This window comes from Cohnella candidum (genome assembly GCF_003713065.1).
GTDB classification, from domain to species: domain Bacteria; phylum Bacillota; class Bacilli; order Paenibacillales; family Paenibacillaceae; genus Cohnella; species Cohnella candidum.
The window spans coordinates 4,054,143-4,079,579 of record NZ_CP033433.1 but is presented as its reverse complement, the minus strand read 5'-3'; the positions used below and the strand labels follow the sequence as shown (position 1 = coordinate 4,079,579).

The 25,437-nt window shown below is 54.8% G+C and carries 29 protein-coding genes; 22 read left to right on the top strand and 7 right to left on the bottom strand.

The genetic code is table 11. The features are described 5' to 3' along the window. The first annotated feature begins 67 nt into the window (after positions 1–67). From EAV92_RS18690 to EAV92_RS18680, 4 genes are all read left to right on the top strand, one after another. Entirely contained in the window at positions 68–1,303 is a 1,236-nt protein-coding gene (locus tag EAV92_RS18690) for an NAD(P)/FAD-dependent oxidoreductase (RefSeq protein WP_123042499.1), read from the top strand. A gap of 21 nt (positions 1,304–1,324) precedes the next feature. Then, positions 1,325–1,462, top strand: a complete 138-nt coding sequence (locus EAV92_RS24615; RefSeq protein ID WP_164472849.1) for a hypothetical protein — start codon at positions 1,325–1,327, stop codon at positions 1,460–1,462. Between the two features lie 119 nt (positions 1,463–1,581). Next, a complete protein-coding gene (locus EAV92_RS18685) occupies positions 1,582–2,295 on the top strand; it encodes a DUF421 domain-containing protein (protein WP_123042498.1) in 714 nt (237 codons plus the stop codon). 98 nt (positions 2,296–2,393) lie between these two features. Then, positions 2,394–3,626: an endo-1,4-beta-xylanase gene (locus EAV92_RS18680; protein ID WP_123042497.1), complete on the top strand. Its 1,233-nt coding sequence runs from the start codon at positions 2,394–2,396 to the stop codon at positions 3,624–3,626. 47 nt (positions 3,627–3,673) lie between these two features. On the opposite strand, the gene EAV92_RS18675 is transcribed toward EAV92_RS18680, so the two are convergent. Together EAV92_RS18675 and EAV92_RS18670 are read right to left on the bottom strand one after the other, a co-directional pair. After that, the gene (locus EAV92_RS18675) at positions 3,674–4,039 is read right to left on the bottom strand and encodes a DoxX family protein (RefSeq protein WP_123042496.1); all 366 of its coding nucleotides are present in this window, start codon (positions 4,037–4,039) and stop codon (positions 3,674–3,676) included. Between the two features lie 37 nt (positions 4,040–4,076). Next, a complete protein-coding gene (locus tag EAV92_RS18670) occupies positions 4,077–4,943 on the bottom strand; it encodes a sigma-70 family RNA polymerase sigma factor (RefSeq protein WP_123043808.1) in 867 nt (288 codons plus the stop codon). Between the two features lie 300 nt (positions 4,944–5,243). Here EAV92_RS18670 and helD point away from each other — a divergent pair, with 300 nt between their 5' ends. Further along, on the top strand, positions 5,244–7,634 hold the full coding sequence (gene helD, locus EAV92_RS18665) for an RNA polymerase recycling motor HelD (protein WP_123042495.1): 2,391 nt from the start codon (positions 5,244–5,246) through the stop codon (positions 7,632–7,634). Here the strand turns inward: helD and EAV92_RS18660 are convergent. Next, a complete protein-coding gene (locus EAV92_RS18660) occupies positions 7,615–8,055 on the bottom strand; it encodes a MarR family winged helix-turn-helix transcriptional regulator (protein WP_123042494.1) in 441 nt (146 codons plus the stop codon). The two genes, helD and EAV92_RS18660, sit on opposite strands and share 20 nt — an antisense overlap. A gap of 123 nt (positions 8,056–8,178) precedes the next feature. Between EAV92_RS18660 and EAV92_RS18655 the strand changes: the two genes are divergently transcribed. Further along, positions 8,179–8,766 (top strand): NAD(P)H-dependent oxidoreductase, encoded by a 588-nt coding sequence (locus EAV92_RS18655; RefSeq protein ID WP_123042493.1) that lies wholly within the window; start codon positions 8,179–8,181, stop codon positions 8,764–8,766. Here the strand turns inward: EAV92_RS18655 and EAV92_RS18650 are convergent. Further along, positions 8,763–9,170, bottom strand: coding sequence for a GNAT family N-acetyltransferase (locus tag EAV92_RS18650; protein WP_241158312.1), 408 nt, complete (start codon positions 9,168–9,170; stop codon positions 8,763–8,765). The genes EAV92_RS18655 and EAV92_RS18650 overlap by 4 nt on opposite strands. A gap of 188 nt (positions 9,171–9,358) precedes the next feature. Here EAV92_RS18650 and EAV92_RS18645 point away from each other — a divergent pair, with 188 nt between their 5' ends. From EAV92_RS18645 to EAV92_RS18620, 6 genes are all read left to right on the top strand, one after another. Beyond that, the gene (locus EAV92_RS18645; protein WP_123042492.1) at positions 9,359–10,231 is read left to right on the top strand and encodes an AraC family transcriptional regulator; all 873 of its coding nucleotides are present in this window, start codon (positions 9,359–9,361) and stop codon (positions 10,229–10,231) included. A gap of 113 nt (positions 10,232–10,344) precedes the next feature. Then, a complete protein-coding gene (locus EAV92_RS18640) occupies positions 10,345–10,785 on the top strand; it encodes an SRPBCC family protein (RefSeq protein WP_123042491.1) in 441 nt (146 codons plus the stop codon). Continuing rightward, the gene (locus EAV92_RS18635; RefSeq protein ID WP_123042490.1) at positions 10,778–11,251 is read left to right on the top strand and encodes an EVE domain-containing protein; all 474 of its coding nucleotides are present in this window, start codon (positions 10,778–10,780) and stop codon (positions 11,249–11,251) included. Before EAV92_RS18640 ends, EAV92_RS18635 begins: the two co-directional genes overlap by 8 nt. Next, complete coding sequence (locus tag EAV92_RS18630) at positions 11,232–11,675, top strand: MarR family winged helix-turn-helix transcriptional regulator (RefSeq protein ID WP_123042489.1); 444 nt, start codon at positions 11,232–11,234, stop codon at positions 11,673–11,675. Before EAV92_RS18635 ends, EAV92_RS18630 begins: the two co-directional genes overlap by 20 nt. A 28-nt stretch (positions 11,676–11,703) precedes the next feature. Beyond that, a complete protein-coding gene (locus EAV92_RS18625; RefSeq protein ID WP_123042488.1) occupies positions 11,704–12,708 on the top strand; it encodes a glutathione S-transferase family protein in 1,005 nt (334 codons plus the stop codon). A gap of 31 nt (positions 12,709–12,739) precedes the next feature. Next, positions 12,740–13,246, top strand: a complete 507-nt coding sequence (locus EAV92_RS18620) for a GNAT family N-acetyltransferase (protein WP_123043806.1) — start codon at positions 12,740–12,742, stop codon at positions 13,244–13,246. 3 nt (positions 13,247–13,249) lie between these two features. On the opposite strand, the gene EAV92_RS18615 is transcribed toward EAV92_RS18620, so the two are convergent. Beyond that, positions 13,250–13,483, bottom strand: coding sequence for a GNAT family N-acetyltransferase (locus tag EAV92_RS18615; RefSeq protein ID WP_241158311.1), 234 nt, complete (start codon positions 13,481–13,483; stop codon positions 13,250–13,252). Continuing rightward, positions 13,480–13,944: a hypothetical protein gene (locus EAV92_RS18610; RefSeq protein ID WP_164472848.1), complete on the bottom strand. Its 465-nt coding sequence runs from the start codon at positions 13,942–13,944 to the stop codon at positions 13,480–13,482. The genes EAV92_RS18615 and EAV92_RS18610 overlap by 4 nt, the downstream gene beginning before the upstream one ends. Positions 13,945–14,258: 314 nt before the next feature. On the opposite strand from EAV92_RS18610, the gene EAV92_RS18605 reads away from it, so the two are divergent. The 10 genes from EAV92_RS18605 to EAV92_RS18560 all read left to right on the top strand — a co-directional run bounded on the left by EAV92_RS18605 (position 14,259) and on the right by EAV92_RS18560 (position 24,262). Continuing rightward, on the top strand, positions 14,259–15,638 hold the full coding sequence (locus EAV92_RS18605; protein ID WP_123042485.1) for an MATE family efflux transporter: 1,380 nt from the start codon (positions 14,259–14,261) through the stop codon (positions 15,636–15,638). Continuing rightward, positions 15,584–16,342, top strand: coding sequence for a hypothetical protein (locus EAV92_RS18600; protein ID WP_164472847.1), 759 nt, complete (start codon positions 15,584–15,586; stop codon positions 16,340–16,342). Before EAV92_RS18605 ends, EAV92_RS18600 begins: the two co-directional genes overlap by 55 nt. A gap of 80 nt (positions 16,343–16,422) precedes the next feature. Next, positions 16,423–16,638 carry a CDGSH iron-sulfur domain-containing protein gene (locus EAV92_RS18595; protein WP_123042483.1) on the top strand — a complete coding sequence of 72 codons (216 nt, stop codon included), beginning with the start codon at positions 16,423–16,425 and terminating at the stop codon, positions 16,636–16,638. 69 nt (positions 16,639–16,707) lie between these two features. Next, on the top strand, positions 16,708–17,169 hold the full coding sequence (lspA, locus tag EAV92_RS18590; protein WP_123042482.1) for a signal peptidase II: 462 nt from the start codon (positions 16,708–16,710) through the stop codon (positions 17,167–17,169). Between the two features lies 1 nt (position 17,170). Further along, entirely contained in the window at positions 17,171–17,833 is a 663-nt protein-coding gene (locus tag EAV92_RS18585) for a GDSL-type esterase/lipase family protein (RefSeq protein ID WP_123042481.1), read from the top strand. A 178-nt stretch (positions 17,834–18,011) separates the two neighbouring features. Beyond that, positions 18,012–18,764 carry a polyphosphate polymerase domain-containing protein gene (locus EAV92_RS18580; protein ID WP_123043805.1) on the top strand — a complete coding sequence of 251 codons (753 nt, stop codon included), beginning with the start codon at positions 18,012–18,014 and terminating at the stop codon, positions 18,762–18,764. Then, positions 18,761–19,441: a DUF4956 domain-containing protein gene (locus tag EAV92_RS18575; RefSeq protein ID WP_123042480.1), complete on the top strand. Its 681-nt coding sequence runs from the start codon at positions 18,761–18,763 to the stop codon at positions 19,439–19,441. Before EAV92_RS18580 ends, EAV92_RS18575 begins: the two co-directional genes overlap by 4 nt. Before the next feature lie 18 nt (positions 19,442–19,459). After that, on the top strand, positions 19,460–21,487 hold the full coding sequence (locus EAV92_RS18570) for a carbohydrate-binding domain-containing protein (RefSeq protein WP_123042479.1): 2,028 nt from the start codon (positions 19,460–19,462) through the stop codon (positions 21,485–21,487). A 186-nt stretch (positions 21,488–21,673) separates the two neighbouring features. Beyond that, positions 21,674–23,179, top strand: a complete 1,506-nt coding sequence (locus EAV92_RS18565) for a malate:quinone oxidoreductase (protein WP_123042478.1) — start codon at positions 21,674–21,676, stop codon at positions 23,177–23,179. A gap of 372 nt (positions 23,180–23,551) precedes the next feature. Further along, positions 23,552–24,262, top strand: coding sequence for a spore coat protein (locus EAV92_RS18560; protein WP_123042477.1), 711 nt, complete (start codon positions 23,552–23,554; stop codon positions 24,260–24,262). Between the two features lie 54 nt (positions 24,263–24,316). On the opposite strand, the gene EAV92_RS18555 is transcribed toward EAV92_RS18560, so the two are convergent. Continuing rightward, entirely contained in the window at positions 24,317–25,432 is a 1,116-nt protein-coding gene (locus EAV92_RS18555) for a PRK06851 family protein (RefSeq protein ID WP_123042476.1), read from the bottom strand. Between the last annotated feature and the right edge of the window lie 5 nt (positions 25,433–25,437).

Genomic DNA, 25,437 nt, shown 5'->3' with positions numbered 1-25,437 from the left:
GACCCTTGTGAGCGGGATATCGGGGGTTCTACGATGGAGAGGAACCGTAACGGGAGGGGACGATCGAATGAACCGACATTACGACGTCATCGTTGTCGGAGCCCGGGTTGCCGGCTCGGCGCTAGCCTATGAATTGTCCAGGGCGGGCCATGATGTTCTGCTCGTGGATAAGAGCACGTTTCCGAGCGACATCTTGTCTACGCACAATTTCTACGGCAACTCCTTGGCGATGCTGAAGGATATGGGCGTCCTGGATCGACTGCTGCAGACCGGCACTCCCCTGTACAAACGGGCGGTCGTCCAATTCGAAGATGCCGTCATCGACGGTGAGTTTCCCGAAGTGGACGGAGAGACCGAGTGCTTTTGCATCAGGCGCGTACATCTCGATCAAATTCTGTTCGAGCATGCGTCGTCACAAGCCCGCGTGACTTCGATTGAAGGTTTCCGTGTCACCGATGTGCTCCGGGAGAAAAGCGTTGTAACCGGGATTGCGGGCGTTCGCCGAGACGGCGAGAAGGAGCAGTTTACGGCCAAGCTCGTCGTCGGCGCCGACGGGCGAAACTCGACGTTGCGGGACCTGGTGAAGAGCGCGCGGATCATGTCCGTTCCGACGGACTTTGCCTCCTATGTCGGCTATTTCTCGGGCTACGAGCAGAGCGGCGACATTCATGCGGAGCTGTACAAAATCAAGGACAAAATCGCCATCGTGTTTCCTACCAGCGACAACCTGCACGTCGTGGGCGTGATGTTCCCGCTGGAAAACGAGGAGTGGAGCGGGCGATTCGCCCTCTCTCCGGAAACCGCGTTGCGCGACCTCATTCACACCGGATTTCCGGGCACCCCGTTCCCGGAACGGCTGCGGAAAGCCGTGCTTGAAGGCAAGGTACGAGGGCTGCGAGGCTACGACAACGATTGGTACCAGGGGATGGGAGAAGGATGGGCGCTAGTCGGCGACGCCTTCTCATTCAAGGACCCCGCCGTCGGGCAAGGCATGCAGGATGCCTTGTATAGCGCGCGGATATTAACCGATGTTTTAACCCGATACGACGATTGGGAAGCTCACTGGGCGGAAATGGCCGCGACGTATCAGAGATTAATGGAAGCGAAAATGTTGTCCCGTTTTCATATGGCCTGCCAATTTACGAAAAATGCTCCGTTTACCGCGGAGCAGAGCGCGGTAAATCGGTTGATCGCCGCTCACTCCGAAGCTACTCGGGCTTTTCTCGGCATCTACAATCATGCGAATGAGCCGCAGGAATTCGAACGGCTGGTCGGGAGCTTGCTGGCGATGAATCAATCCTAACGAAAGGAGGAGTCGGACGAGATGACGAAAACATCGAAAAGATTGACGCGGCTCACACTCGCGGCGTTATTGGCGGCAGGTCTGTGGTGGACGGCCTCGCACGCAGACGACGTCCATATGGAAGCCCGTCGCATCATCGTGTATAGCACGACGAGCTAAGCAACTTCCTCAACGCATACCCGAGGTCTGTCTCTTCCCTAGAGGCAGACCTTGCCGTATTTCCGGTTTCCGGATAGGAAAAACTATGGAACGGATCATTCGGATGGGGGAACGCGTACGTGCATTTTTTCAAGGGCCAAGACTCATTGACGGCGATCGAATGGATTTTGCGAAGCGTCGTCTCTTTTATCTTTCTGACCATCTCAACGAAAATGATGGGCCAACGTACGATATCGCAGCTCAGATTTCTGGATTTCGTCATCGCGCTTACGCTCGGCAATATCATCGCCAATCCTTTATCCGACGAGCGGCTGGGATTGAAAGGCCCGATGATTACGACCGTTTCGCTTATTCTCCTGTACGTTATCGCGATTTGGCTCGGTCTGAAGATCCCGAAGCTCAAGCAATTTTTCGAGCCGCCCGCCACCCCCTTGATCGTGGACGGAAAGCTGCATTACCGGAGCCTGTCGAAAGCGAAATTGTCTATCGAGCATTTATATGCCGAACTCCGGAAATCCAACGCGGAGGACATCACCAAGGTGGCTTTTGCGGCCATGGAGCCGGGCGGTACGCTGTCCGTTTTTCTCAAGCCCGCTTATCAACCCGTAACGCCAACGGACTTGAAATTGTCAGCTCCATCTTTCAATTTGACGAGACCGATTATTACGGACGGCCACACGGTACATGATTTGTTGCAGGAAATCGGCAAGGATCAAGCGTGGCTGGAAACGGAGATACGTCCGCATGAGCTGAAAAATGTCATTTTAGCCACGGTAGATAACAAAATGACGGTACAGGTTCACTTGGTGCGGGAATCCGATAAACATTCCTAATGAAATCCTTTAATATGTTCGGTTTTCCCAAAGCGGAAACCCAAGTAAAATCCCCTTAGATTCGGAAGCGCTTGCACAACGAGGATGGGGGAAATCGAATGCCGAACGCCAATCAGTGGGCACACCGGATGACAAAGAAGACGATCAAGCTTGTGGACGCGGCTGGTAACCCCGTTGCCCGCAAAGAAGTGGCGTTTCGACAGACCCACCATCAGTTCCTGTTCGGCTGCGGTATTTTCGATGCCGTCGAAGTCGCGAATCGTAACGTACCGGCAGACCGACTGGCATTTCTGGAACGGAAACTGGATTTGTTCTTAGAGGTATTCAACGGGGCGACGCTGCCTTTCTATTGGGGGAGGTTCGAGCCGGAGAAGGGGAAACCGCAGACGAAAGAATTGCAAGCTGCCGCAAGGTGGTTAAAAGAGCGAAATATCACCGTCAAAGGACATCCTCTCTGCTGGCATACCGTAACGGCCCCTTGGCTGCTGGAGATGAGCAACGAAGAGATCCTGAACGCGCAGTTGGCCAGAATCGAGCGTGACGTCTCCGATTTCAAAGGACTCATCGATACGTGGGATGTCATCAATGAAGTCGTGATCATGCCGATTTTCGACAAGTACGACAACGGCATCACGAGAATCAGCAAAGATCTCGGACGCGTAGGCATCGTGAAAGAAATGTTCAAGAAGGGGCGAGAATCGAACCCCGGCGCGACGCTGCTGCTCAATGACTTCAATACCTCGATTAACTACGAAATCCTAATCGACGGATGCTTAAACGCGGGCATTTCCATTGACGCGATCGGGATCCAGTCGCACCAGCATCAAGGATATTGGGGACGCGAGAAATTAGAGGAAGTCTTGGAGCGTTTCTCGCACTTCGGCCTGCCGATCCATTTTACCGAGAATACTTTGACATCCGGACATCTCATGCCGGCTGACATTGAAGACCTGAATGATTATCAATTTCCGGAATGGCCGTCTACACCGGAATTCGAAGAGCGTCAGGCCAGGGAAATCGAAGAAATGTACTCCATTCTGTTCCGGCATCCCCTGGTGGAAGCCATTACGACCTGGAATTTCAGTGACGAAGGCGCATGGCTCGGCGCCCCTGCCGGAATCGTCCGGGTCGACAACAGCCCGAAGCCTGCGTATGAGCTGCTGAAGAAGCTCATCAAACAAGACTGGTCCACGAACGTGATAAGCACGACGGACGATAATGGAATCGTAACGATCGAAGGATTCCTCGGCGATTACGATCTTGTTTGCGGCGATCGCAAAGTCAGCATCAAGTTGGACAAAAACGCCGGAACGGCGCAGTTGGTCATCTAAGCATGCAGAGAGCAAGGCCATCGTATTGGGATGGCCTTGCTTTTCATTCAGAAGAGTTTGGACAGTTCGCTTGCGTGCATGGATAGGATCGTGAGGTTTAATAGAGCAAAAACGAGGGCAGGAGCCGTCTTTCCGATCGGATCTCGGACCTTTACGTGCACAAAGCAGGCAACGAGCATCGTGACGCTCAGCCATACGCTGGCCCAGGGAGTCGCCCATGTCAACCAGTAGCCGGCGATGAGCGCCGCGGCGCCAATCAGTTGGACGAAGCCGGTCGTCACGCGAAACTTTTGCGAAAGTCCAAGGTGCTCGAAAATGTCGACCCAGTACTTGGCACCGACGACTTTGGCGGTGCCGGAAAAGAGGTAGTACGCGAGCAGCAGGCTTTGCAGAACGATCGAGAAAACGTGCATGTTCATTCCTCCGCTTCAAGGTTCAATGGAAAAGCTCTTATTCGCTTAGTTCGATCAAGTTGAGATCCTTCAGTCGGGACGTATCGGAAATCACCTCGACGCCGGCGATGAGTCCGTTCGCGTACGTGAGAGCGAGCACAAGAAGCAGCTGTCCGCCCGGGGAAACGACGACGCCGACGTCGCCATTGACGATTACCGCATGAGCGGCTTTGGCGCCTCCGCCCATAAGCTGTTCGGCCACGGCACGGGGGCCAGAGACTTCGTTCGGGACGTTCTTGAAGTCGCTGCGCAGGACTACCGAAGGATCGAGCACGGTAAGCAAAGCATCAAAGTCCCCTTTCCTTGCCGCCGCGAGGAAGGAATCGACAAGCCTCCTCTGAACGTTGAGGTCGGTCGAGGCAGCAGGTTTGGCCCCTTGTATGCGGCGGCGCGCCCGGCTCGCGAGCTGCCTCGCGGCAATCTCGGAGCGTCCCACGATGGGGGCGATCTCCGCATAGGGTAAGGCGAAGATGTCGTGCAGAACGAACGCGATGCGTTCTTCCGGATTCAAGGCGCCGAGCACGACCAGCAGCGCGACCCCGATCGAGTCGGCCATGATCGCTTCGTTTTCCGGGTCCCCTCCTGCCTGTTCCTCCAGGGACTGCCCGATGACCTGAGCTTCCATCGATTCTTCCCGCCGGGCTTTGCGAGACCGCAGCATGTCAAGGCACACCCGCGAGACGACGGTCGTCAGCCATCCCCCGACATTTTCGATTCCGTTCGCATCCGAGCGGTTGAGCCGGATCCAAGATTCCTGGACGGCATCGTCCGCCTCGTTCCAGCTTCCCAGCATTCGGTATGCGACGGAACGCAGATGAGACCGGTGGGCCTCGAATTGTTCCGTTACTCCATGCTCGTCGTTCATCGTCATACTCCCCTCTCCACGGCTCTCACTGGATTGACGTTTAAAAACGAATCAACGTGACCGGAAACGAAATTTTTTAAGCTGCAATAAAAAACCCCGGCAGCTCTGCCGGGGGTGAATGATGAAATTTCAATTGCGCATGAAAAAACAGTGTGGTACCATGAGAAAACACCTGTGTCTGCTATTATTATTAACGCAGTCCTATCGCATCTTACCTTACACTATAATCATACCATGCGGGATGGCGGTTGTCAAACGTTCTTTAACCTCAAATTTCCGAGAGGGAGCGTGTCCAAAAACATGATCGACGAAAAGGATTGGAATCAGGAACAAGAGCGCCTGGACGAGGTGACGGAAAAGCTGCAAGCGAGAATCACCGAACTGGAGCCTGAGGTGACCGGGCTGCAGGAACAGGCGGGGGACATCCGCAAGCGGTTCTGGGAAGAAGTAACGGTCAACACGGCCAGCGACGAGGATTTCGAGGAGACATTCTACAGCATCAAGCAGCAGGAGGCGTTGTTGTCGGAGCGGGAGCGCAGCTACCGTCTGCGCAAGCAACAGTGGAAAAGCATGAACCGGCTGTTGGTGTCTCCTTACTTCGGGCGCATCGATTTTAACGAGGATGGCTTAGGCCGTGAGCAGGTCTACATCGGCGTAGCGTCTTTCGTGGATTCGGACGGCATGGACTTTCTCATCTATGACTGGCGTACGCCGATCGCGAGCATGTACTACGACTATTCCCCGGGACCGGCCGCCTACGATACGCCGGGTGGACGCGTCACGGGGAAGATGGAGCTGAAAAGGCAGTACCAGATCCGCGAGGGCCGGCTTCTGAACGTGTTCGACACGAGCATCACGATCGGCGATGAGCTGCTTCAACAGGCGCTCGGTCAAGGCGCGGACGCCCAGATGAAGAGCATCGTGGCGACCATCCAGAAAGAGCAGAACGCCATCATCCGGGAAGACAAAAGCCGGATGCTCATCGTGCAGGGGGCGGCCGGCAGCGGGAAAACCTCCGCGGCCCTGCAACGGGTCGCGTACTTGCTGTACAAACACCGCGATCAACTCAGGGCCGACCAAATCGTGCTGTTCTCGCCGAACCCCATGTTCAACAGCTACGTCTCCACCGTCCTTCCCGAGCTGGGCGAAGAGAACATGCAGCAGACGACCTTCCAGGAATACTTGGAACATTGGCTTGGATCCGCATTTCGGGTAGAAGATGCGTTCGATCAGATCGAATTCGTGTTGTCGGAACCGTCCAGACCGGGATATGAGGCTCGGCTGCAAGGAATGGCCTACAAAGCGTCCTCGGCGTTTCTTCAAGCTCTCCAAAATTACGCGCGTAGGCTGGAGCAGGAGGGAATGCGGTTCAATAGCATCCGTTTTCGGGACCGCGATTTGATCAGCGCCGCCCGGATGAAATCGCAGTTTTACGGCTACGATCCTTCCATCCGCCTGGCGAATCGGGTTGCCATGCTGCAGGAATGGCTGCTGAAAGAGCTGGTCTCGCTGGAGCGTAAGGAACGGGAGGAGCCGTGGGTACAGGATGAGATGAATTACCTCGACAACGAGCAGTATGCCGAGGTGCATAAGCAGCTGCACAAAGAGCGGGGCGTCTTCGACTTCGCCGAGCGGTACGAAGAAATCCAAGAGAGGCTGAACGATAAGCCTCGGCGGGACGAGAGCGACTTCGACTACGCCGAGCGGGAGGAAGAGCTGCTGCGCCGCATGATCGTCAAGGAGCAGTTTCAGCCGTTAAGACGAAGCGTGAAGCGCATGTCTTTCATCGATATGCCAGGGCTGTACGTTCAGCTGTTCGGCGATCAAGACGCGTATCGGACGATGACGCAGGAGGCCGAGATTCCGGCACTTTGGCCCGAGATTTGCGAGCAAACCCAGGAAAAGCTAGGCCGATTCGAACTTTTCTATGAGGATGCGACACCGTACCTGTATTTAAAAGAACTCGTCGAGGGCGTTCGGGTGAACACGGAAGTGCGGCACGTTTTCGTCGATGAGGGCCAGGATTATTCGATGTTCCAGTACGAATTTCTCAAAAAGCTTTTCCCCCGCGCCCGCATGACGGTACTCGGCGATTTCGGTCAGGCGATCTTTACGCAGGCAACGGAACTGCACGGCGCGGAATCGCCGCTCATCCGGCTCTATGGCGAGTCGGAAACGAGCCTGGTCCGTCTGATACGCAGTTATCGGTCCACCCGCGAGATCGTCGAGTTCACGAAGTCGCTGCTGCCGGGCGGTAAGGAGATCGTTCCCTTCGAAAGAAGCGGGGAGAAGCCGCTCCTTATGCAGGCGGATAGCGAAGAGGAACGGTTCGCACGTATCGCCGAGGCAGTGGCGGCGCTTCGCGCGGAGGGCTTCGCCTCCGTGGCCGTCATTACGAAGACGGCAGCCGAGAGCCGCGAGGCCTATGAACGCTTGACTGCCCAAGGATGCCAGGGTTTGAAGCTGGTGACGAAGACGACGCCGACCTTCGACAAGGGGACGCTGGTGATTCCCGCGTATCTCGCGAAGGGCGTGGAATTCGATGCCGCGCTGATCTATGAGGCTTCTGAGCGGACTTACCGTCGGGAAAGTGAGCGCAAGCTCTTCTATACGGCATGCACGCGCGCGATGCATCGGCTTCACCTTTATGCGGCGGGGGAATGGACGCCTTTCATTCCGGCTTTGAATTAAAGATTTTGGTCTGAAGAAGATCCAGCGCACGCTCGATTTCCGCGAATTCTTCGTCGGAAACCGACTTGAAGCGTTGGAAAAACCGGTCTTGAATGCGCCCGAAAGCCTCGTTCATCATCGACTCCCCCATGTCGGAAAGCCGAATCATGAGTTTGCGCCGATCGCCCTCCGCGGGTACTTTTTTGCAGAGCTTTTTTTCGATCAGCTTTTTCATTTCGCGGCTGGTGTTCGGCATCGACATATCCATGCAGTCGCTAATCTCGCTAAGCGTAACGGGCTGGCTGACGGCGAGATATTCAAGGATTCGGTACTGCAAGACCGTCACTTCCGAAGATTTCACGCCTTTGGTCAATTCGTAGGACGCTTGATGAACCGCTGTCGTGAAAGCCACGAATTTGCGGAAAAGCGCGTTCTTATCCATAAGCTCACCTCTCCCGATACCCTACCATATTAGTTATCATCAGACAATTATCTTTTGACAACTAATGAGTCCGCATGCTACCTTTTGCTTATCAAATGATAAGTAAAAAGGCGGTCGCGTAAAATGAAAACATTGGTCGTGTACACGCATCCGAACCACCAGAGCTTAAGTTACGCTTTTTTGCAGGAGGTCGTTCGGGGGTCCCGGGAGAATGCCAACATCGAAGATATCAGGATCTTGGATTTGTATGAGGAGGGGTTCAACCCGGTCCTGATTTTTAACGAGCGGAAACGCAGGAGAGACATGCACGCCGACCCTGCTCTCGCCAAATACAGGGAACAGCTGATTTGGGCGGACAAAATCGTCTTTATTTATCCGATTTGGTGGGGACGTCCGCCCGCCATGCTGTTGGGATATATCGACCAAATGTTCGCTTCGGGATTCGCTTACCGGGACAATGGAAGGCTACTCCCGGAGGGGCTTTTGAAGGGGAAATCGGTCGTTTGCATTTCGACGATGAAAGGTCCGGCGCTTTATCCGATGTATTGGCTTTATAACGCCCATAAGACCTTGATGCGCAAGGCGCTGTTTAATTTCGTGGGCATCAAGAAAGTGAAGTTCTTTGAATTCGGCAGTATGGAGAGTCCGAGGGGAAGGCATCAGGAAAAGCTGCATAAGATTTATCGGTTTTTCAAAACGGTAGCCGCTTAACGAATCGAAAAATGCACCCATTCCTTTCCCTGGATCGCGTCCATGCGGTGGAAGAAGGACTGGGCTCGCGTGTTATGGATCGATGTGATCCAGGTCATGTTGGCGAATCCTTGTTCCAAGCAGTAATTTTTGCAGGCCATGAAGAGCTCGGATTCCCATTCCGTATCCCGATAGGGTTCTTGGACGAAGAGGTCATTCATGACGGCGATTTTGTCGGCTTTCATTGTGCTGAACGTAAAGAAGAGAGTCGCGAAACCTACCGGCCTGCCGTCGTCCTCCGCAACGAATTGAATACCTAGTTGTCGGTCGAGCAGGGTTTGAATCAATTGGTGGACCTTCTCTACGGGTGGTGCGGGGTTCCGGTAGAAGCCCACGATGTATTCGTACATCAGTTCGGTTATCATCGTTAAGTCTTCAGGCTGTGCGATTCGGACAATAGGCGCTATAGGGAAAACCCCCTCGATTGGTTTATATAAATATACGGTTTTTTGAATATATATGCAACACGAAAGAACCCTGCAGAAACGTGCATCCATTGTCGGATGGGCACCTCCGGAACTTGTTATTCTGGTCGTGAAGGGAGGTTATGCGAATGGATTGGCTTGCGAACATGAACGGGGCTTTGAACTATATCGAAGAAAACTTGGCCGATGAGATCGATTTTGCGGAGGCAGCCAGGCGGGCATGTTGTTCGGAGTACCATTTTTCCAGAATGTTTTCCTTCCTTGCGGGCATCACGCTGTCGGAATACATTCGGCGGAGAAGGCTCTCGAACGCGGCTTTCGACCTCCAGGCCGGCGATATGAGAATTATCGATGCGGCCGTGAAATACGGGTATTCATCGGCAGACGCCTTCGCGAGAGCCTTCCAAGGCTTGCACGGGCTTCCTCCTTCTGCGGCCAAGATACAAGGTCCGATTTTAAAAGCCTATCCTCGTATGACCTTCCAACTCACGATCCAGGGAGGCGTACCGATGAATTATCGTATCGTAGAGAAAGGCCCGTTTCGTATCGTCGGCATCACGAAGAGGGTCCCCATCCAATTTCACGGCGTGAATACGGAAATCGAATCCATGTGGAAGAGTTTGAGCACGAACCTGATCGATCGGCTGAAGGAGTTATCGAATGTCGAGCCTGCCGGGCTAATCCAAGCGTCGGTGAATTTTTCCGAAGGCCGAATGGAGGAGAAGGGGGAGCTGGACCATTATATCGGGGCGGCGACAACGGAGGAATGCCCCGTAGATCTTGCGCGGTTGGAAGTAGCTGCCTCCACCTGGGCGGTGTTCGAAGCGGTGGGGCCGTTTCCCGATACGCTCCAAAATGTGTGGGGACGCATTTATTCCGAATGGTTTCCTTCGGCGAACTATGAGTCCGCTCCGGGGCCGGAAATGTTATGGAACGAGACGAAGGACCTTCAATCGCCGACGTTTAGAAGCGAGATTTGGATACCTGTCATCCGAAAATAAGAAATTCTTGGCCATCCGCTATGGATGGTCTTTTGTTTGTCATCCAAATAGTATTGACACATACGATATGTACACATATGATATGTACAAATACAATTTGAGGAGTGTTGAGCATGTGGCAATTCGAGCACACGATTACGACAAAGGCGAAAGCGGAGACGATTTGGAAGCTGTACAGCGATATTTCCACTTGGACTTCGTGGGATAAGGGCATCGTCAGCGTCTCGTTGGAAGGGCCGTTTGTCCAGGGCATGCGAGGATTTCTGCAGCCGGAAGGCAAGGAGAAGCTCCCTTATGAGCTTACCGAGGTGAATCCCCTGCAAGGCTTTTCAGACGTGACCGATATTCCGGGGGCAGGCATTCAAGTCAGCTTTACGCACATTTTGACGGAGTCGGACGGGGAGACGCAAATCACCCACAGGGTCAGGATCACGGGTCCGAACGCAGAGACTTTGGGACCGCGGTTTGGAGCGCACATGCCCAAGAGCGTTCCCCATTCGATGGAAGGACTGGCTGCCTTGGCACTGAAGATGGAGCGTGAACAAAGTGAGTGAAAGAGAAGCAAAACACCCCCGTTACTGGATTGGCGTCGTCTCCGCCTCCCATGTGGCGCGGGGAGTCGCGGGCGGTTTCGCCCAACTTTGTCACGGGAAGGCGGCGCCTCTCAAACGGATGCAGGCCGGCGACTGGCTGATCTATTACTCGCCGCGTACGGATATGCAGAACGGTGAGCCGCTGCAAGCTTTCACGGCGATCGGACAGGTCGAGGACGACCGGGTCTATGAATACCGGATGTCCGATTCGTTCATACCTTTTCGCCGCAACATTCGTTATACTACCTGTAAGGAAACGAAGATCCGTCCGTTGTTGGAACAGCTCAGCTTCACGCGCGGCGTGGACAATTGGGGCTACCCGTTCCGGTACGGACACTTCGAAATCTCGGAGCAAGATTTTCGGATCATTGCGGATTCCATGTTGAACGGCTCGGAGGTAGCGGCAGATGAGCTCGGAATTTCATAACGCGGAAGAAAGTCCCGGCTTTACGCTATGGCAGGTGACGAATCTTTGGCAGAAGGCGATCCGGATGGCATTGGATCCTTATGAGCTGACCCATCCGCAATTCGTGCTGCTCTTCTCCTGCAAGTGGCTGAATGAACGTAACGATCAAGCCGGCATTACCCAGGTGCAATTAGCCCAACATGCCCAAATGGACGTCAACGTCACTTCCCAGGTGCTCAGAACGCTGGAGAAGAAAGGATACATCAAACGCAGCCCCCATCCGACGGACTCCAGAGCGAACGTGATATCCGTAACCGGGACAGGCGATGAGATCGCGTCGAAAGCCGTTCAGGCCGTAGAAGCGGCGGATCGTGCCTTCTTTTCCGGTCTTGGCTCCGATGTTGGGCAGCTGAACCGGCTTCTGAGCCAACTGGCGAAGCGTTGACTCCATTCCCGAACAAAGGATGAGGATCATGACGGATAATGCACGGCAAGGCGGAGAAAAACCTGCGGAAATCTCGAAAGACGGGTCGTTTAAACGGCAAATCAACCGGTTCGTCATGCCTTTCGGGAATGAACCGGGCGAGCTTCCGGTGGAAGCGGGAAGATATCGTTTGTTCTGGTGCGCGGCATGCCCCTGGGCTCATCGGTCCGTGATCGTGCGGAAAGTTCTCGGGCTCGAGGACGCGATCAGCTTGGGGACGGTAAGCCCGATGAGGCCAAGGCTGCCGCATGTGGATTGGGAGTTCTCGCTGGACCCGGACGGAGTGGATCCTGTTCTGGGCATCCGTTATATGAGCGAGATCTACTTGAAAACCGACCCGGAATACACCGGCAGACCGACCGTACCGGCAGTCGTGGATGTCGCCAAACGCGAAGTCGTGAATAACGACTATTTCAAGCTGACCAACTATTTCGAGACGGTCTGGGCCCCGTTTCATAAGCCGGATTCTCCGGATTTGTACCCCGAGCATTTGCGCGGAGAAATCGATGCTTTAAACGAAACCATTTTCCACGATATCAACAACGGCGTTTACAAATGCGGCTTCGCCCGTTCCCAAGAGGCGTACGAACAAGCTTACGAAACGTTATTCGAGCGTTTGGATGAATTGGAAGAGCGGCTTTCCCGGCGCAGGTTTTTGCATGGGGATTTCATTACGGACTCGGATGTGAGACTCTATACGACATTGGTTCGTTTCGATGCCGCCTACTACGCCGCGTTCCGGACGAACCGCAAGCTGATTCGGGAATTCGAACATTTGTGGGGATACGTTCGCGATCTTTATCAAACGCCCGGATTCGGCGACACGACGGACTTTGACGCGATTAAGCGCCACTATCACCAGTCGATCACGATTGCCACCGATAGACCGGAAGTCGCGATCCTGCCTAAAGGGCCGGACTTGTCCGTCTGGGATCTGCCGCATGATCGCCATGCGTTAAGCGGTCAGGAAGGGAAATTTCTCATTCGTTCGTAAGATGGATTCCAACAAGAGGTGGAAAAGGGATATGGAATTACGCGATGCCCTTCAGGGGGAACGGAGTTTTATTCGGGAACAGAGGGTGAACGCCTACCGCGAGCACGCGGAATCGGTTCCGGACGCGCACTGGCAGGCGTTGGCGCGGGCCCTCGCTTCGGAAGCCGACAACCAGCCCGGCGTGGAGCTCATCGTCGCGGTTATCGATGGGAATATCGCCGGCAGCGTGGCATTGTTCCCCGCCGATTCGGATGCGTATGAAGGCAACGTGGATCGGGTCGATTATCCGGAGATCCGCATGCTCGCGGTTTCTCCGGAATACCGGGGAAAGGGCGTCGCTTCCGCTCTCCTCAAGGAGTGTATGGCCCGCGCGAAGTCCAGCGGATGCAAGGCGATCGGCCTGCATACCGGGGAGTTCATGACGAACGCGATCAAGCTGTACGAGAAGCTGGGGTTCAAGCGGCTGCCTCAATACGATTTCCAACCGGCGGGTGACGGCATCACGGTGAAAGCGTTCCGGCTTTCCTTGGAGGGCTGACGGTTACTCGATATAAATCATTTGCGTAACGGGACAGGCGGACCAGAATCCGAGTTTTTCGTACACGTCCTTGGCTTTGTTGCCGACGGTGACGAACAACAGGAGCAACGGTTCGCCTTGTTCGTGGAGGCACGACAGAGCATGCTTCATCATCGCCGTGGCCAGCCCGTATCCCCGATAGGCCGGCAGTACGGCGACATAGGAAATGAACGGCCACCCTTCGTTGCGTCCGATCAAGCAAACACCGGCGATGGAAGAAGTCGTTGATCCCATATAACGGCCGAGGCTGTCCGTAAGGCGTCGTCCCCCTGCATCTCGGTAAAAAACTCCGCCAAATCCTCTTTCAATTCCTCTTCGCCGTCATTCATGAAAGTATCTCCCGTCCCTTGTTCGAAGGATGTGAGAAGGACGGAGACTATCTCTTCTATATCCGAGGGATCGGGCTGTTTCAGTACGTATTCTTCCGATAGCGCAATTTCAAAAGAATCCGTAGGCCGGATCATCCCATGGCGGGCAAGGGTCGGCTCGAACCCGTTTCGCTCGAATGACTCCATCTGGGAGGGAAGCACGCCGGCGGCTTCGATGGATCTCGCGGGATCGGAGATCGACTTTACATAAGCGATGAGATCACGCAATAAAAAGTCCGTCAGTGGGTGCGGCGGGATGACGAACAGCGGACCCAGCTTATTCTCGCTCATGAGGACGCCTCCGATTCGTCGGCCTGCTTGCATCATCCAGTAGCAGGGCGCATTCTCCGGAACGGAAGTGAGCGGCAGGCTCCAATCCCGGCGCAGCCGGATATTCTCCCGGTACACGGAAAAATAGGCCGTGAAATCGGAATGTTCCGCCCTCGCCAATTCTATACTTTCGAGAATGGTTTTATCGTTCATATTGTCTCCATCTGAGCAGGAAGGTTTCGTTTTAGAAATCATAACACGCCATAGACGGAATTGCCTGCAGGAACTACACTAGGGTAAAACGCATAGTGCAGGCACAATAGGAGTTTGAAGAAGTGACAACATCGGATCGCATTCCATCATGGAAGAAACTTAGTCTCTTTGCCGTTACTTGGCCGATTTTCATCGATTCCGTGCTTCGGATGCTGCTCGGTACCGTAGACGTGTTCATGTTAAGCCGCATCTCGGACACGGCGACGGGAGCGGTAGGATTAGCCAACGAAATCATTTTCTTCTGCATTCTCATGTTCGGTTTCGTCGGGATCGGTACCAGCGTGGTCGTTTCGCAGTATATCGGCGCCGGGCGGGAGAAAGAAGCGAGCCGCATCTCGGCGCTCGCCATTACGATCAACCTGGCATTCGGGATCTTCGTCAGCATCGTGCTCGTCGGGTTCGGTGAGCCTCTCATGCGGCTGATGCACTTAAGTCCCGAGCAAATCGGGATCGCCGGCCGCTATTTGAAAATCATCGGAGGCTTTATTTGGATCGAGGCGCTCTCCTACGCGGTGTCGTCCATTATCCGGGCGGGCGGCAATACGAAGAGCGTCATGTTCGTCACCCTGGGCGTCAACGTGATCCATATCACGGGTAACTATTTGCTCATTTTCGGCAACTTCGGCTTCCCGGAATGGGGAGTGACGGGAGCGGCCGTATCCACGGTGGTCAGCCGTTTGCTCGGCATCGTCGTGCTTTTCGCGATTTTGTATCGCCGTATACCTTCACGGATTCGGATAAAAGATTACGTGACCTGGAACGGTTCTTACGTCAAGAAGATCCTCAGCGTCGGCTTGCCTGCCGCGGGCGAGCATCTGTCCTGGCAGTCGCAATATCTGATGATCATCAGCTTCGTCAATGTGATCGGAGTCACCGCGTTAAGCACCCATGTCTACGTCATGAACGTTTCGAATTATTATATGGCGCTTGCGATGGCGATCGGGGCGGGTACGGAGATCATCGTCGGGCAAATGGTCGGCGCCGGCGAGATGGAAGCTGCTTATCGCAGGCTCATGAAAAGCGTGAAAGTCACCTTCTTCTTAACGCTCGCCATTGTCGGGACGGCTTCGATATTCCGGCACGAGATCATCGGCCTGTTCACGGAGAATCCGGATATCATTGCCGTCGGTGCGAGTATTTTTCTGCTTTCCATCGTGATCGAGCCGGGCCGGACGTTCAATATCGTCATTATCAACTCGCTGCGCGCGGCCGGGGATGCCCGTTTTCCTGTCCTCATGGGCGTGATCTCGATGTGGGGAGTTTCGGTGCCGCTCGCTTATTATCTGGGCGTTCATTCCGGGATCGGACTGATTGGCGTCTGGATTGCCTTCGCGGTGGATGAATGGCTGCGAGGCGTCCTCATGCTGCTTCGCTGGAGAAGCCGGGCGTGGGAGAAGAAAGCGTTGGTGAAGCCGGTTTCGGCTGCGGAAACTTCCATGTAAAGCGTGTTGAACAATGGAGTGAAGAAGATATGAAAACTCTAGTGGATCTAGCGGTTGCCAATAATATCGCTTGGTGCGGAATCGTTTGCCATACCCATGGAATCGCGCATATCTCCAAAGGAAACGTATGGGGATTACGGGCAAAGGCGCCTGCTTTTTATCCCGATATCATAACGAACAATAGTAAGGTCACGACTGAAGAAGTGATGGATTTCATCGGTGGCGGTGAAGTTTCGGGCATCAAGGACAGTTATGCGAATCTTGATTTGGCATCGCACGGATTCAAAATGTTGTTCGAGGCGGATTGGATTTACCATGCCCCGGTGAAGGAAGCAGGACCCGCCCAACGATCATGGCTTACGGTTGCGACGGAAGAAGAGTTGAAAGAGTGGTCTGACGCGAATGGGACGGGAACCGTAATTCGACCGGAATTGTTGCGGCGGAATGACGTCAAAATTTTCATGCATCGTGACCAAGATCAACGGTCGGGGTTCATCGCCTACTTGGGTGCCGACGCGGTTGGAGTTTCGAATGTCTTCTCCACCGGTCAGGCGGAAGAAAGTATGTGGACAGACATCGTGAAGGTCGTTTCGGCTGCATTCCCCGGTTTCCCTATGGTTGGCTACGAAAGGAACGGCAGCCTTGAGGCCGCGCGTGCATCGGGTTGGACACCCATAGGTCCGCTGCGGGTGTGGGTGAAATAAAGCAGGAATAGCCGCTTGCTTCGAAGAAGTAAAGAGAAACTGCATATCCTAAGATCGACCATCGTATAGGAGGCCAACGCATGACGGATGAAATCAAGGTGACGATTAAGGTGAACGATAACGGTTCGCTTCGGGTAACGGGACCGGTCGAGCTGGTGGACGCGGAAGGGAACCCGTTCGAGCACAAAGAATCGTTCTCGCTGTGCCGGTGCGGGGCATCGGGAAACAAACCGTTCTGCGACGGAACGCACAAGTCGAACGGCTTCGAAAGCGCTCCAAGGGCTCAGAAGCCGTAAGTTGCAGCATCAAAAACCCGGCCTCAGAAGAGGCCGGGTTATATCGTTTAGGCGAGCGAGGTTTATTCCATGACCTTTTATCTCATTATCATTGTTTCAATTGTCCTCGATTTGGTGACGAAGATAGCCATTCGCACGAATCTGGAGCCCGGGGAGAAAACCGAACTCTGGGGCGGCGTCATCAAGCTGACCCACCTCGCGAATCATGGGACATCCGGTTATCTGTTCGTCGGCTACGGGAGGTGGCTGGCCGTGTTGGTCCTTATTCTGGTTGCCGTTGCTCTTTACTTGAGGAGCAAGGGATGGTTCCGGTCGCCGCTCATGCAGTGCGGTGTGGCGTTGGTCATCGGGGGAGCCGTAGGCAACGCGATCGACCGCATCGTGTATAACCAGGTTACGGACTTCCTGTATTTCTCCGACCAGGCGACGATGAATTTCGCGGATATTTGGGTCTACTGCGGCATCGTGATCATCGTGGCGGATCAAATTTTTCGCGGGTTCAGGCCATCATCGAAGAAGGAGGGGGCGTAAAATGGCGGCTCCCGAGGAACAAGCGTTAGTGTATGACGAGAAGCGGGAGAAAGTGAGAAAGTACCAAATCCTCAATCGTTACGCGCGTAAAGGACAAACCGTGCTCGTCGGCTCCTCCCTGATGGAGTTCTTCCCAATCCATGAACTGCAGCAGACACTGAAGCGCCAGGTCTGTGTATACAATCGTGGGATCGCGGGTTATGTAACGGCAGAGTTATTGGCATCGATGGAGGCCTGCATTTTCGAGTTGGAGCCCTCTAAAATCTTCATCAACATCGGCACGAACGACATCAGCGCGACGGATTACCGGCTGGAGAACTTGGTTGCGAACTACGACGAGATTTTAACCCGGATCGGCGATAGACTGCCGGACTGCCGGGTCTACGTCATGGCTTATTATCCCGTCAACGCCAAGGCGGAGTTTCCTCTCGTTCCTAGAGGGTGGATGGACGAGGTGTTCCAAAGGCGGACCAACGAGGCGATCCGGGAAGCGAACGAAGCGATCGAGCGGCTGGCGGCCAAGCACGGATATGCCTACATAGACGTGAACGAGGGGCTCGCGGATTCGGAAGGGAATCTGAAAGAAGAGTTCGGGATCGACGGGGTTCATATGTTCGCGAATGCCTATGCGGTCATTTTGGAGAACTTGCAAAAATACCTTTAGCTTGTAAGCAGTTCTGATAGGTAAGGGGCTTTCCCGTAAAGGGAGAGCCCCTTTTCGTCGTTGCCGCAAAAACATTTATACTCCGTTTACCATTTAAGATTCGCTAAAGGTTCGCGCCCTATTCTACAGACAGGAAGGGCGACACGGCGGTCGCCGAATGAAGAAAGGGGTGCCGAACTTGGCAATTGAAGTGTTTAACAGATACGAGAACAAATACTTAATGGATTCGAAAGCCTTCTACGGCCTCTACAACCGCCTGATGGAATACATGGAGCTGGATGCCCACAACAAGAACGATAAATTTTATTCCATCAGCAACCTGTACTACGACACCGAGCAGCATACGCTGATCCGCAACAGCCTCTCGAAGCCGAAGTACAGGGAGAAGCTCCGAATCCGTGCTTACGGTGTTCCGGAGCGGGATGCCAAAGTGTATCTGGAGCTGAAGAAGAAAGTGTTCGGCCTCGTGAATAAGCGCCGGACGGCGATGAAGCTTCATGAAGCGTACGAGTTCGTCCGGACAGGGCAGCCGCCGGCGTACCGGGAAGGGATGAATCGGCAGGTCACCCGGGAGATCGAGTATTTCCTGTCCCGGTATGAATTGCAGCCGATGGTGTACCTGGCTTATGACCGAATCGCGATGTTCTGCAAAGGCAACCGGGATCTGAGGATCACGTTCGACACGAACATTCGGACGCGGCGGTACGATCTGAAATTGGAAGACGGCGATCATGGCGAACAGCTGTTGGAGCGCGGCCAGTGGCTTATGGAAGTGAAGGCGGAGAAGACGATTCCCGTGTGGCTGGCGAAACTGCTGTCCGAGCATCGAATGTACCGGACGAGCTTCTCCAAATACGGCTATGAGTATAAGAAATCCATTCGCCATGCAGGAAACGTCTTCATACCGGAAAGGGAGAGCATTGTTCTATGATTGAGTCCATTTTCAATTCAACGGCATCCGTCACGGAATTATCGTTGAGCCACGCGCTTCTGACCTTCGCGGTGTCCATCCTCTTGGGCGGCGTGATCAGCTGGACGTACATGAAGACGCAAACCGCCTATTCTCCAAGCTTCACGCTGACGATGATGGTGCTTCCGACGATCGTGGCCATCATCATCCTGATGATCGGGAGCAACATTGCCCGCGCTTTCAGTCTCGCCGGCGCATTCTCCATCATCCGGTTCCGAAGCGCGCCGGGCGATTCGAAGGATATCTCGTACGTTCTGTTCTCGATGGCGGCCGGCCTCGGCTGCGGCGTCGGCGCCTACGGCTACGCGATTCTGTTCACGGTTTGCCTGTGCGTGCTCATGCTCGTCCTCAAGGCGTTCAAGTTCGGTTCGCACAAAGATGGGATGAAGACGCTGAAAATCACGATCCCGGAAAGCCTCGGCTATGAGGAAGCCTTCGATGAGATTTTCAGAAAATTTGGCATCGACTACGAGCTGAAGAAGGTCCGCACGACGGAGCTCGGCAGCCTGTACGAGGTCGTGTACGCCGTGAAGTTGAAGCCGAACACGAGCCAGAAGGAACTGCTTGACGCCGTCCGTACGCGGAACGGCAATCTCGACATCACGTTAACGATGAATCCTGCCTTGCAGGAATATTGAGGAAAAGAGGTAGATGAAATGAATTATTCGAATAAAGCGAAATTGATCGCCATCGCGCTTCTCAGCGCCGCATTAGCCGCGGGATGCAGCTCCAACAACACCGCGACTACGTCGTCCCCAGCCGCCACCGCTTCTACGTCCGTTTCGAAGACCTCTTCCAGCGGCGCTGCCGCGGCCGCCTCCGTGAAGCTTGCAAGCCTCAAAGCCTCCGAGCAGGCAGGCTTCGACGACAATGACTCCCTCACGACTTGGAGCGCGGACAACTCGACCGCGATTGCGCTGAGCGCTGCCGGCCCAGCGGTAACCGGCTCCGGCGCATCCGCCGACGGCGGGGTTATCACCATCAAGCAAGCCGGCACCTATGTCGTGAGCGGCACCGTGGCTGATGGCCAAATCGTGGTCGACGCGCCGGAAGACGCTGACGTGCATCTCGTGCTGAACGGAGCGAATATCACGAAGAACGACGGTCCGGCCATCTACGTGAAACAAGCGGACAAAACGATCGTTACGCTGCAGGAAGGCACGGACAACGCCGTCTCTGACGGCGCGTCCTATGCGGATACTTCCGAAGAAGCGCCTACGGCGGCGATCTTCAGCAAGAGCGATCTCACGATCAACGGCACCGGCAAGCTGACCGTGACGGGCAAATCGAAGGACGGCATCACCGGCAAGGACGACCTGAAAATCATGAGCGGGACGATCGACGTTCAAGCCGCCGACGACGGCATCATCGGACGCGATCTGGTCGCGGTGAAGGACGGCACGGTTACGGTCACAGCGGGCGGCGACGGCGTGAAATCGACGAACGACGCCGACGCGGATAAAGGATACGTCACCATCGTGAGCGGGACGTTCAACATTACGTCCAAAAACGACGGGATTCAGGCGGCTTCCACGATCCTGATCGGGGGCGGTACGTATAATATCGTGTCTGGCGGCGGATATGCGAAATCGACCAAAACGCATGCCGACAACGGGCCGGGAGGCTTCCGGAGTCAGCCGGGGAATCAGACGCAGACCCAAACGCAGGATCAGACGGCGACGACCGATACCGAGTCTTCCAGCGCCAAAGGGCTTAAAGCGACGGCCGATATCGCCATCGCGGACGGCAATTTCAAGATCGATACGGCAGACGATGCGATTCACAGCAACGGAAATCTCTTGATCTCAGGCGGCCAATACGTGCTGGCATCCGGCGATGACGGCATGCACGCGGACAACTCGCTTTCCATCTCGAACGGCACGGTCAACATTACGAACAGCTATGAGGGCATTGAGAGTGCGGACATCGCGATCTCGGGCGGCAACCTCCATCTGGCCGCCCAAGATGACGGCGTGAATGTCAGCGGGGGAAGCGACGGCTCCGCGGCAGGCGGCGCTGGCGGGGATTCGTTCAGCACGACGGACGGTATGCTGGCCATCAGCGGGGGTTACCTTTATGTAAACGCCGGGGGCGACGGTCTCGACTCCAACGGCTCGGCAACGATGTCCGGCGGCACCGCTATCGTGAACGGCCCGACCGACAACGGCAACGGACCTCTCGATTACAACGGAACCTTCGAGCAATCGGGCGGTTATCTCATCGCCGCCGGCAGCTCCGGCATGGCGCAGGCGCCGTCCGAGGATTCGTCCCAACGCGCCATCCAGATGACGTTCCCGAACACGCTCGAAGCCGGTACGCTGGTCACCCTGACGGACAGCTCCGGCAAAGCGCTCACGGCTTTCACGCCGGCGAAAACGTTCAGCAGCATCGTCATTTCCTCGCCGAATTTGAAGGCAGGCGACTCCTACACCCTCTCGACCGGCGGCAAGTCCACAGGCACGGCGACCGACGGCCTCTATGACGGCGGCGAGACGAGCGGCAGCACGAAAGTCGTCACCTTCACGCTCGGCGATAAAGTAACCTACCTGAACGAATCCGGCGTGACCACTGCGCCGACAGGCGGCTTCGGCGGAGGCGGCGGTGGCGGCCGTGGCCACGGCCCAGGCGGCCAGCGCCCGGACCGGATGCCGAATGGGCAGGACAACGGCAGTACAAACGGTTAACTTCGGTTTTCAAGAAAAAAAAGGCCTTTTCCGAAATCGGAAAAGGCCTTTTCATGGAATTCTTCCATTCCCGCGGTTATGCTGGGATAGGTTATAACTATCATAAGAGAAGTAATAGTGTTAAACTATGAATATGTGAAATTCGACACTTTCAACCCGTAAATTTAGATATAAGGAAGGATTGCAATGAGCGACAGACACGCAACAACAGATGTGATTTTGATCGGCGCCGGAGTCATGAGCGCGACCTTGGGCGCGCTGCTGAAGGAACTGGCGCCGGAATGGGAAATCAAGGTGTTCGAGAAGCTCGCGTCCGCAGGAGAGGAAAGCTCCAACGAATGGAATAACGCGGGCACGGGACACGCGGCGCTTTGCGAGCTGAACTACACCGTCGAGAAACCGGACGGATCCGTCGATATCAGCAAAGCCATCAAGGTCAATGAACAGTTCCAGGTATCCCGGCAGTTTTGGTCGTACCTTGTGGAACGCAAGCTCATCTCCAATCCGGAGGACTTTATCCGCTCGCTGCCGCACATGAGCTTCGTGCAAGGGGAGAAAGACGTCAACTTCCTGAGGAAACGGTTTGAAGCGATGTCCGGCAACCCGCTGTTCCAAGGGATGGAGTTTTCCGACGATCCGGCCAAGCTCAAGGAATGGATTCCGGTGATGATGAAGGACCGTCCATCGAATGAACCGATTGCGGCGACCAAAATCGATTCCGGAACGGACGTCAACTTCGGCGCTTTGACTCGTTTGTTGTTCGATCACTTGAAGAGCCGGAACGTCGAAATCCAATATAAGCATCAGGTAGATAATATTAAACGGGCGAGCGACGGATCTTGGGAGTTGAAAATCCGGAACCTCGAGAGCGGCACCGTTGCCCGCCACAACGCGAAATTCGTCTTCATCGGCGGCGGCGGCGGAAGCCTGCATCTGCTGCAAAAATCGGGCATTCCCGAAGGCAAGCACATCGGGGGGTTCCCGGTAAGCGGACTGTTCATGGTGTGCAACAATCCGAAAGTCGTCGAGCAGCATCATGCCAAAGTATACGGCAAAGCCAAGGTCGGCGCTCCGCCGATGTCGGTTCCGCACTTGGACACGCGATTCATCGACAACAAGAAATCGCTCCTGTTCGGACCGTTCGCCGGATTCTCGCCGAAGTTCCTCAAAACGGGCTCCATGTTCGACTTGATCACTTCCGTGAAGCCGAATAACCTCTTTACGATGCTTGCGGCAGGCGCGAAGAACATGCCGTTGACGAAATACCTGATCCAGCAAGTGATGCTGTCGAAAGAACAGCGCATGGAAGAGCTGCGCGAGTTCATCCCCGACGCCAAGATCGAGGATTGGGATTTGGTCGTCGCGGGCCAGCGCGTGCAGGTCATCAAAGATACCGACTCCGGCAAAGGGACGCTTCAATTCGGCACGGAGGTCGTGAGTGCCGCGGACGGTTCGATCGCCGCGCTGCTCGGCGCATCCCCGGGAGCTTCGACCGCCGTATCCGTCATGCTGGAGGTTATGCAGAAGTGCTTCCCGCAACGGATGCCGGAGTGGGAGTCCAAGATCAAGGAAATGATTCCGTCTTACGGCCTGTCGCTGCTTAAGAATCCGGAACTCATCCGCGAAATCCATCATTCCACGGCACGCGCGCTCGGACTCGTCAGCGAACGTGAGCTGCAGCTGGTCAACTAAAAACCATGAACGTCTCTGTAAGGCCTTCGTTCCGGATCTCCGGGATGGAGGCCTTTTGCGTGATGGGGCTGCCCAAGTTATTGCCTTTCGACACTAAAATGGAGGCTTGGGTCGGTTCGATTGCAGAGTTGTTGCTTTTGGACACTAAAAGCTCGCTATTGCCTTCACATCGACGGTGAAACAGGAGATTTAGCGTCGAAACGCAATAAAACGACCCCGCTTTCACGATCTAAGCCGAAGTTAGTGCCCAAAAGCAATAAATCGGGGGCGCAAAAACCGGAATCGAGAATGGGGGGGAAGCAAGGCGCATAAATTTCGGGGCGAGGTAAACATTATCTTTGATTCCAACCCTCAAAGGAGTGTTCATTTCGCATGCAATTCGGTGCCCACGAAACGATGGAAGTCCACGAATGTCTCATGGACAAAATCAATCAAATCGCGCATTTCAATCTTTATGCCAGCCAGGCGAGAGATCCAAGGCTGCAAGACATGATCGCTCGTCATCGGCATACGGCCATTATGTCTTACAATGAACTCGTCCATCTGACCCAAGGGAACACCCGATTTCAGCCGATCATGTCGAATCCGAGCATGCAGGGAATGGGCGGCCAACAGGTTCAATACGGCCTTCACAACCCGCCGCAAATGTCCCCGCAGACGGACGCGAAATTCAGCGACCAAGAGATCGCGGCGGCCATGCTGATCTGCCATAAGAATGGAGCGAAGAACGCTACTTGGGCGGCTTTGGAATGCGCCGATCCGAATCTTCGCCGCGCGATCCAAAACAGCGCGATGGCATGCATGAACTTTGCCTATGAAGTGTTCTTGCTCATGAATGAGCAAGGGCAATATCAAGTGCCTACGTTAAAAGACCAAACCGCCCAAACCTTTATGCAAAGCTATCAGCCGGCCGATCAAGCGCTCATGTCGCAATTCGGAGCGGCTGGGATGCAGGGCGGAGCGTATGGCATGCAGGGCGGAGCATATGGCATGCAAACCGCGAGCAATATGAACAGCATGAACAACATGAACAACATGAATTTCTCTAATTCCACGATGGGCCAGTATCGGATGCCGCAATAATAACGAACAAGGGCTCCTTCGAAAGAAGGGGCCCTTTGCGTTTCAACCGACATTTCATTGCAGTTGAAACGTGCCTTCCAAGCTCAACCGCTCATCCAATGCGGACTGTAATTGCCGCAGGTGTGACTCCACAATCGCGAAGTCGGTTGCCGCCGTATAGATGGATTTGATTTGCGCGTCGATCGCCTCGGCTTCCGCCAAATAAGCGGTGGCTTCCTTCATGCCGGCGGAGTAACGTTCTTTGATCGGCGCCAATTCGTTCGCGTAAGCTTCATCCGTGCCGGCAGTCATCGTGAGCGCATACATATCTAGAATTTCGTCGCCCTCCCGATCCGGGAAGTACTCGTGAGGCGCGGTGCTGTCGAAGATCGCGGTGCTCAGTTCGGGGAAAATCAGCATATCGAGACTGTTCGGATCAAAGCCGCAATGGAACACTCGAACGTCGATCCCCTTCGATTCAGCGGCGGCCGCAAGCTTCTTCAGCATCGTGGATTTGCCGGAACCCGGCCGTCCTTTGACGAAAATCCTCCTGCTTAGCGAAGCCGTCAAGCTCTGAATATAGTCGAACGCTCCCTTGGGAGTAGCCGCTCCGAAGAAGACGTGACGTCCGATAACGGGCGTATCTTTGGCGCGACCCGAGAACAATTCCTCGCTCAATTCTTGCGCAATCCGGTCCGCCTTCGCGAAATCCATGCTTCCAATGTAATATTTCTCCCACTCGTCATGGATCCGCAAAGCGGCCGCGAACGTCTCATAAGATTTGGCATAAGCTTGATCCAGTTTCTCTTGGAGGGCATCAATCGTTTCAAGGTCCTCCGGGGAAATGCGCTCCAGATCGAAAGCCTCCCCAAAATCGATGGAGAGAGTATCGGATGTGCTTTTGGCCGAAAAGTCTCCGCTGGCACGCCCATCCAAGATCCCCACTTCCAACTCCGTGGCGATGATGCCGTCCAGTTCGTCGGGGCGCAGGGGGGAATGGAAGCACTCCACATGCTGGCCTTTTTCGATCAAGTGATCGGCCAAACGCCGCAGAACCATGGACTTCCCCGTGCCGCGAGGTCCAGACAGGACGAAGATCCGGTCCAGTCCCCGGAATGCGGATTCATACAAGAAATGGGCGCCGCTCGCGGTATTGCCCCGCGCAAAGTAGTGGGATGCCGTTACGCTCAACCTGA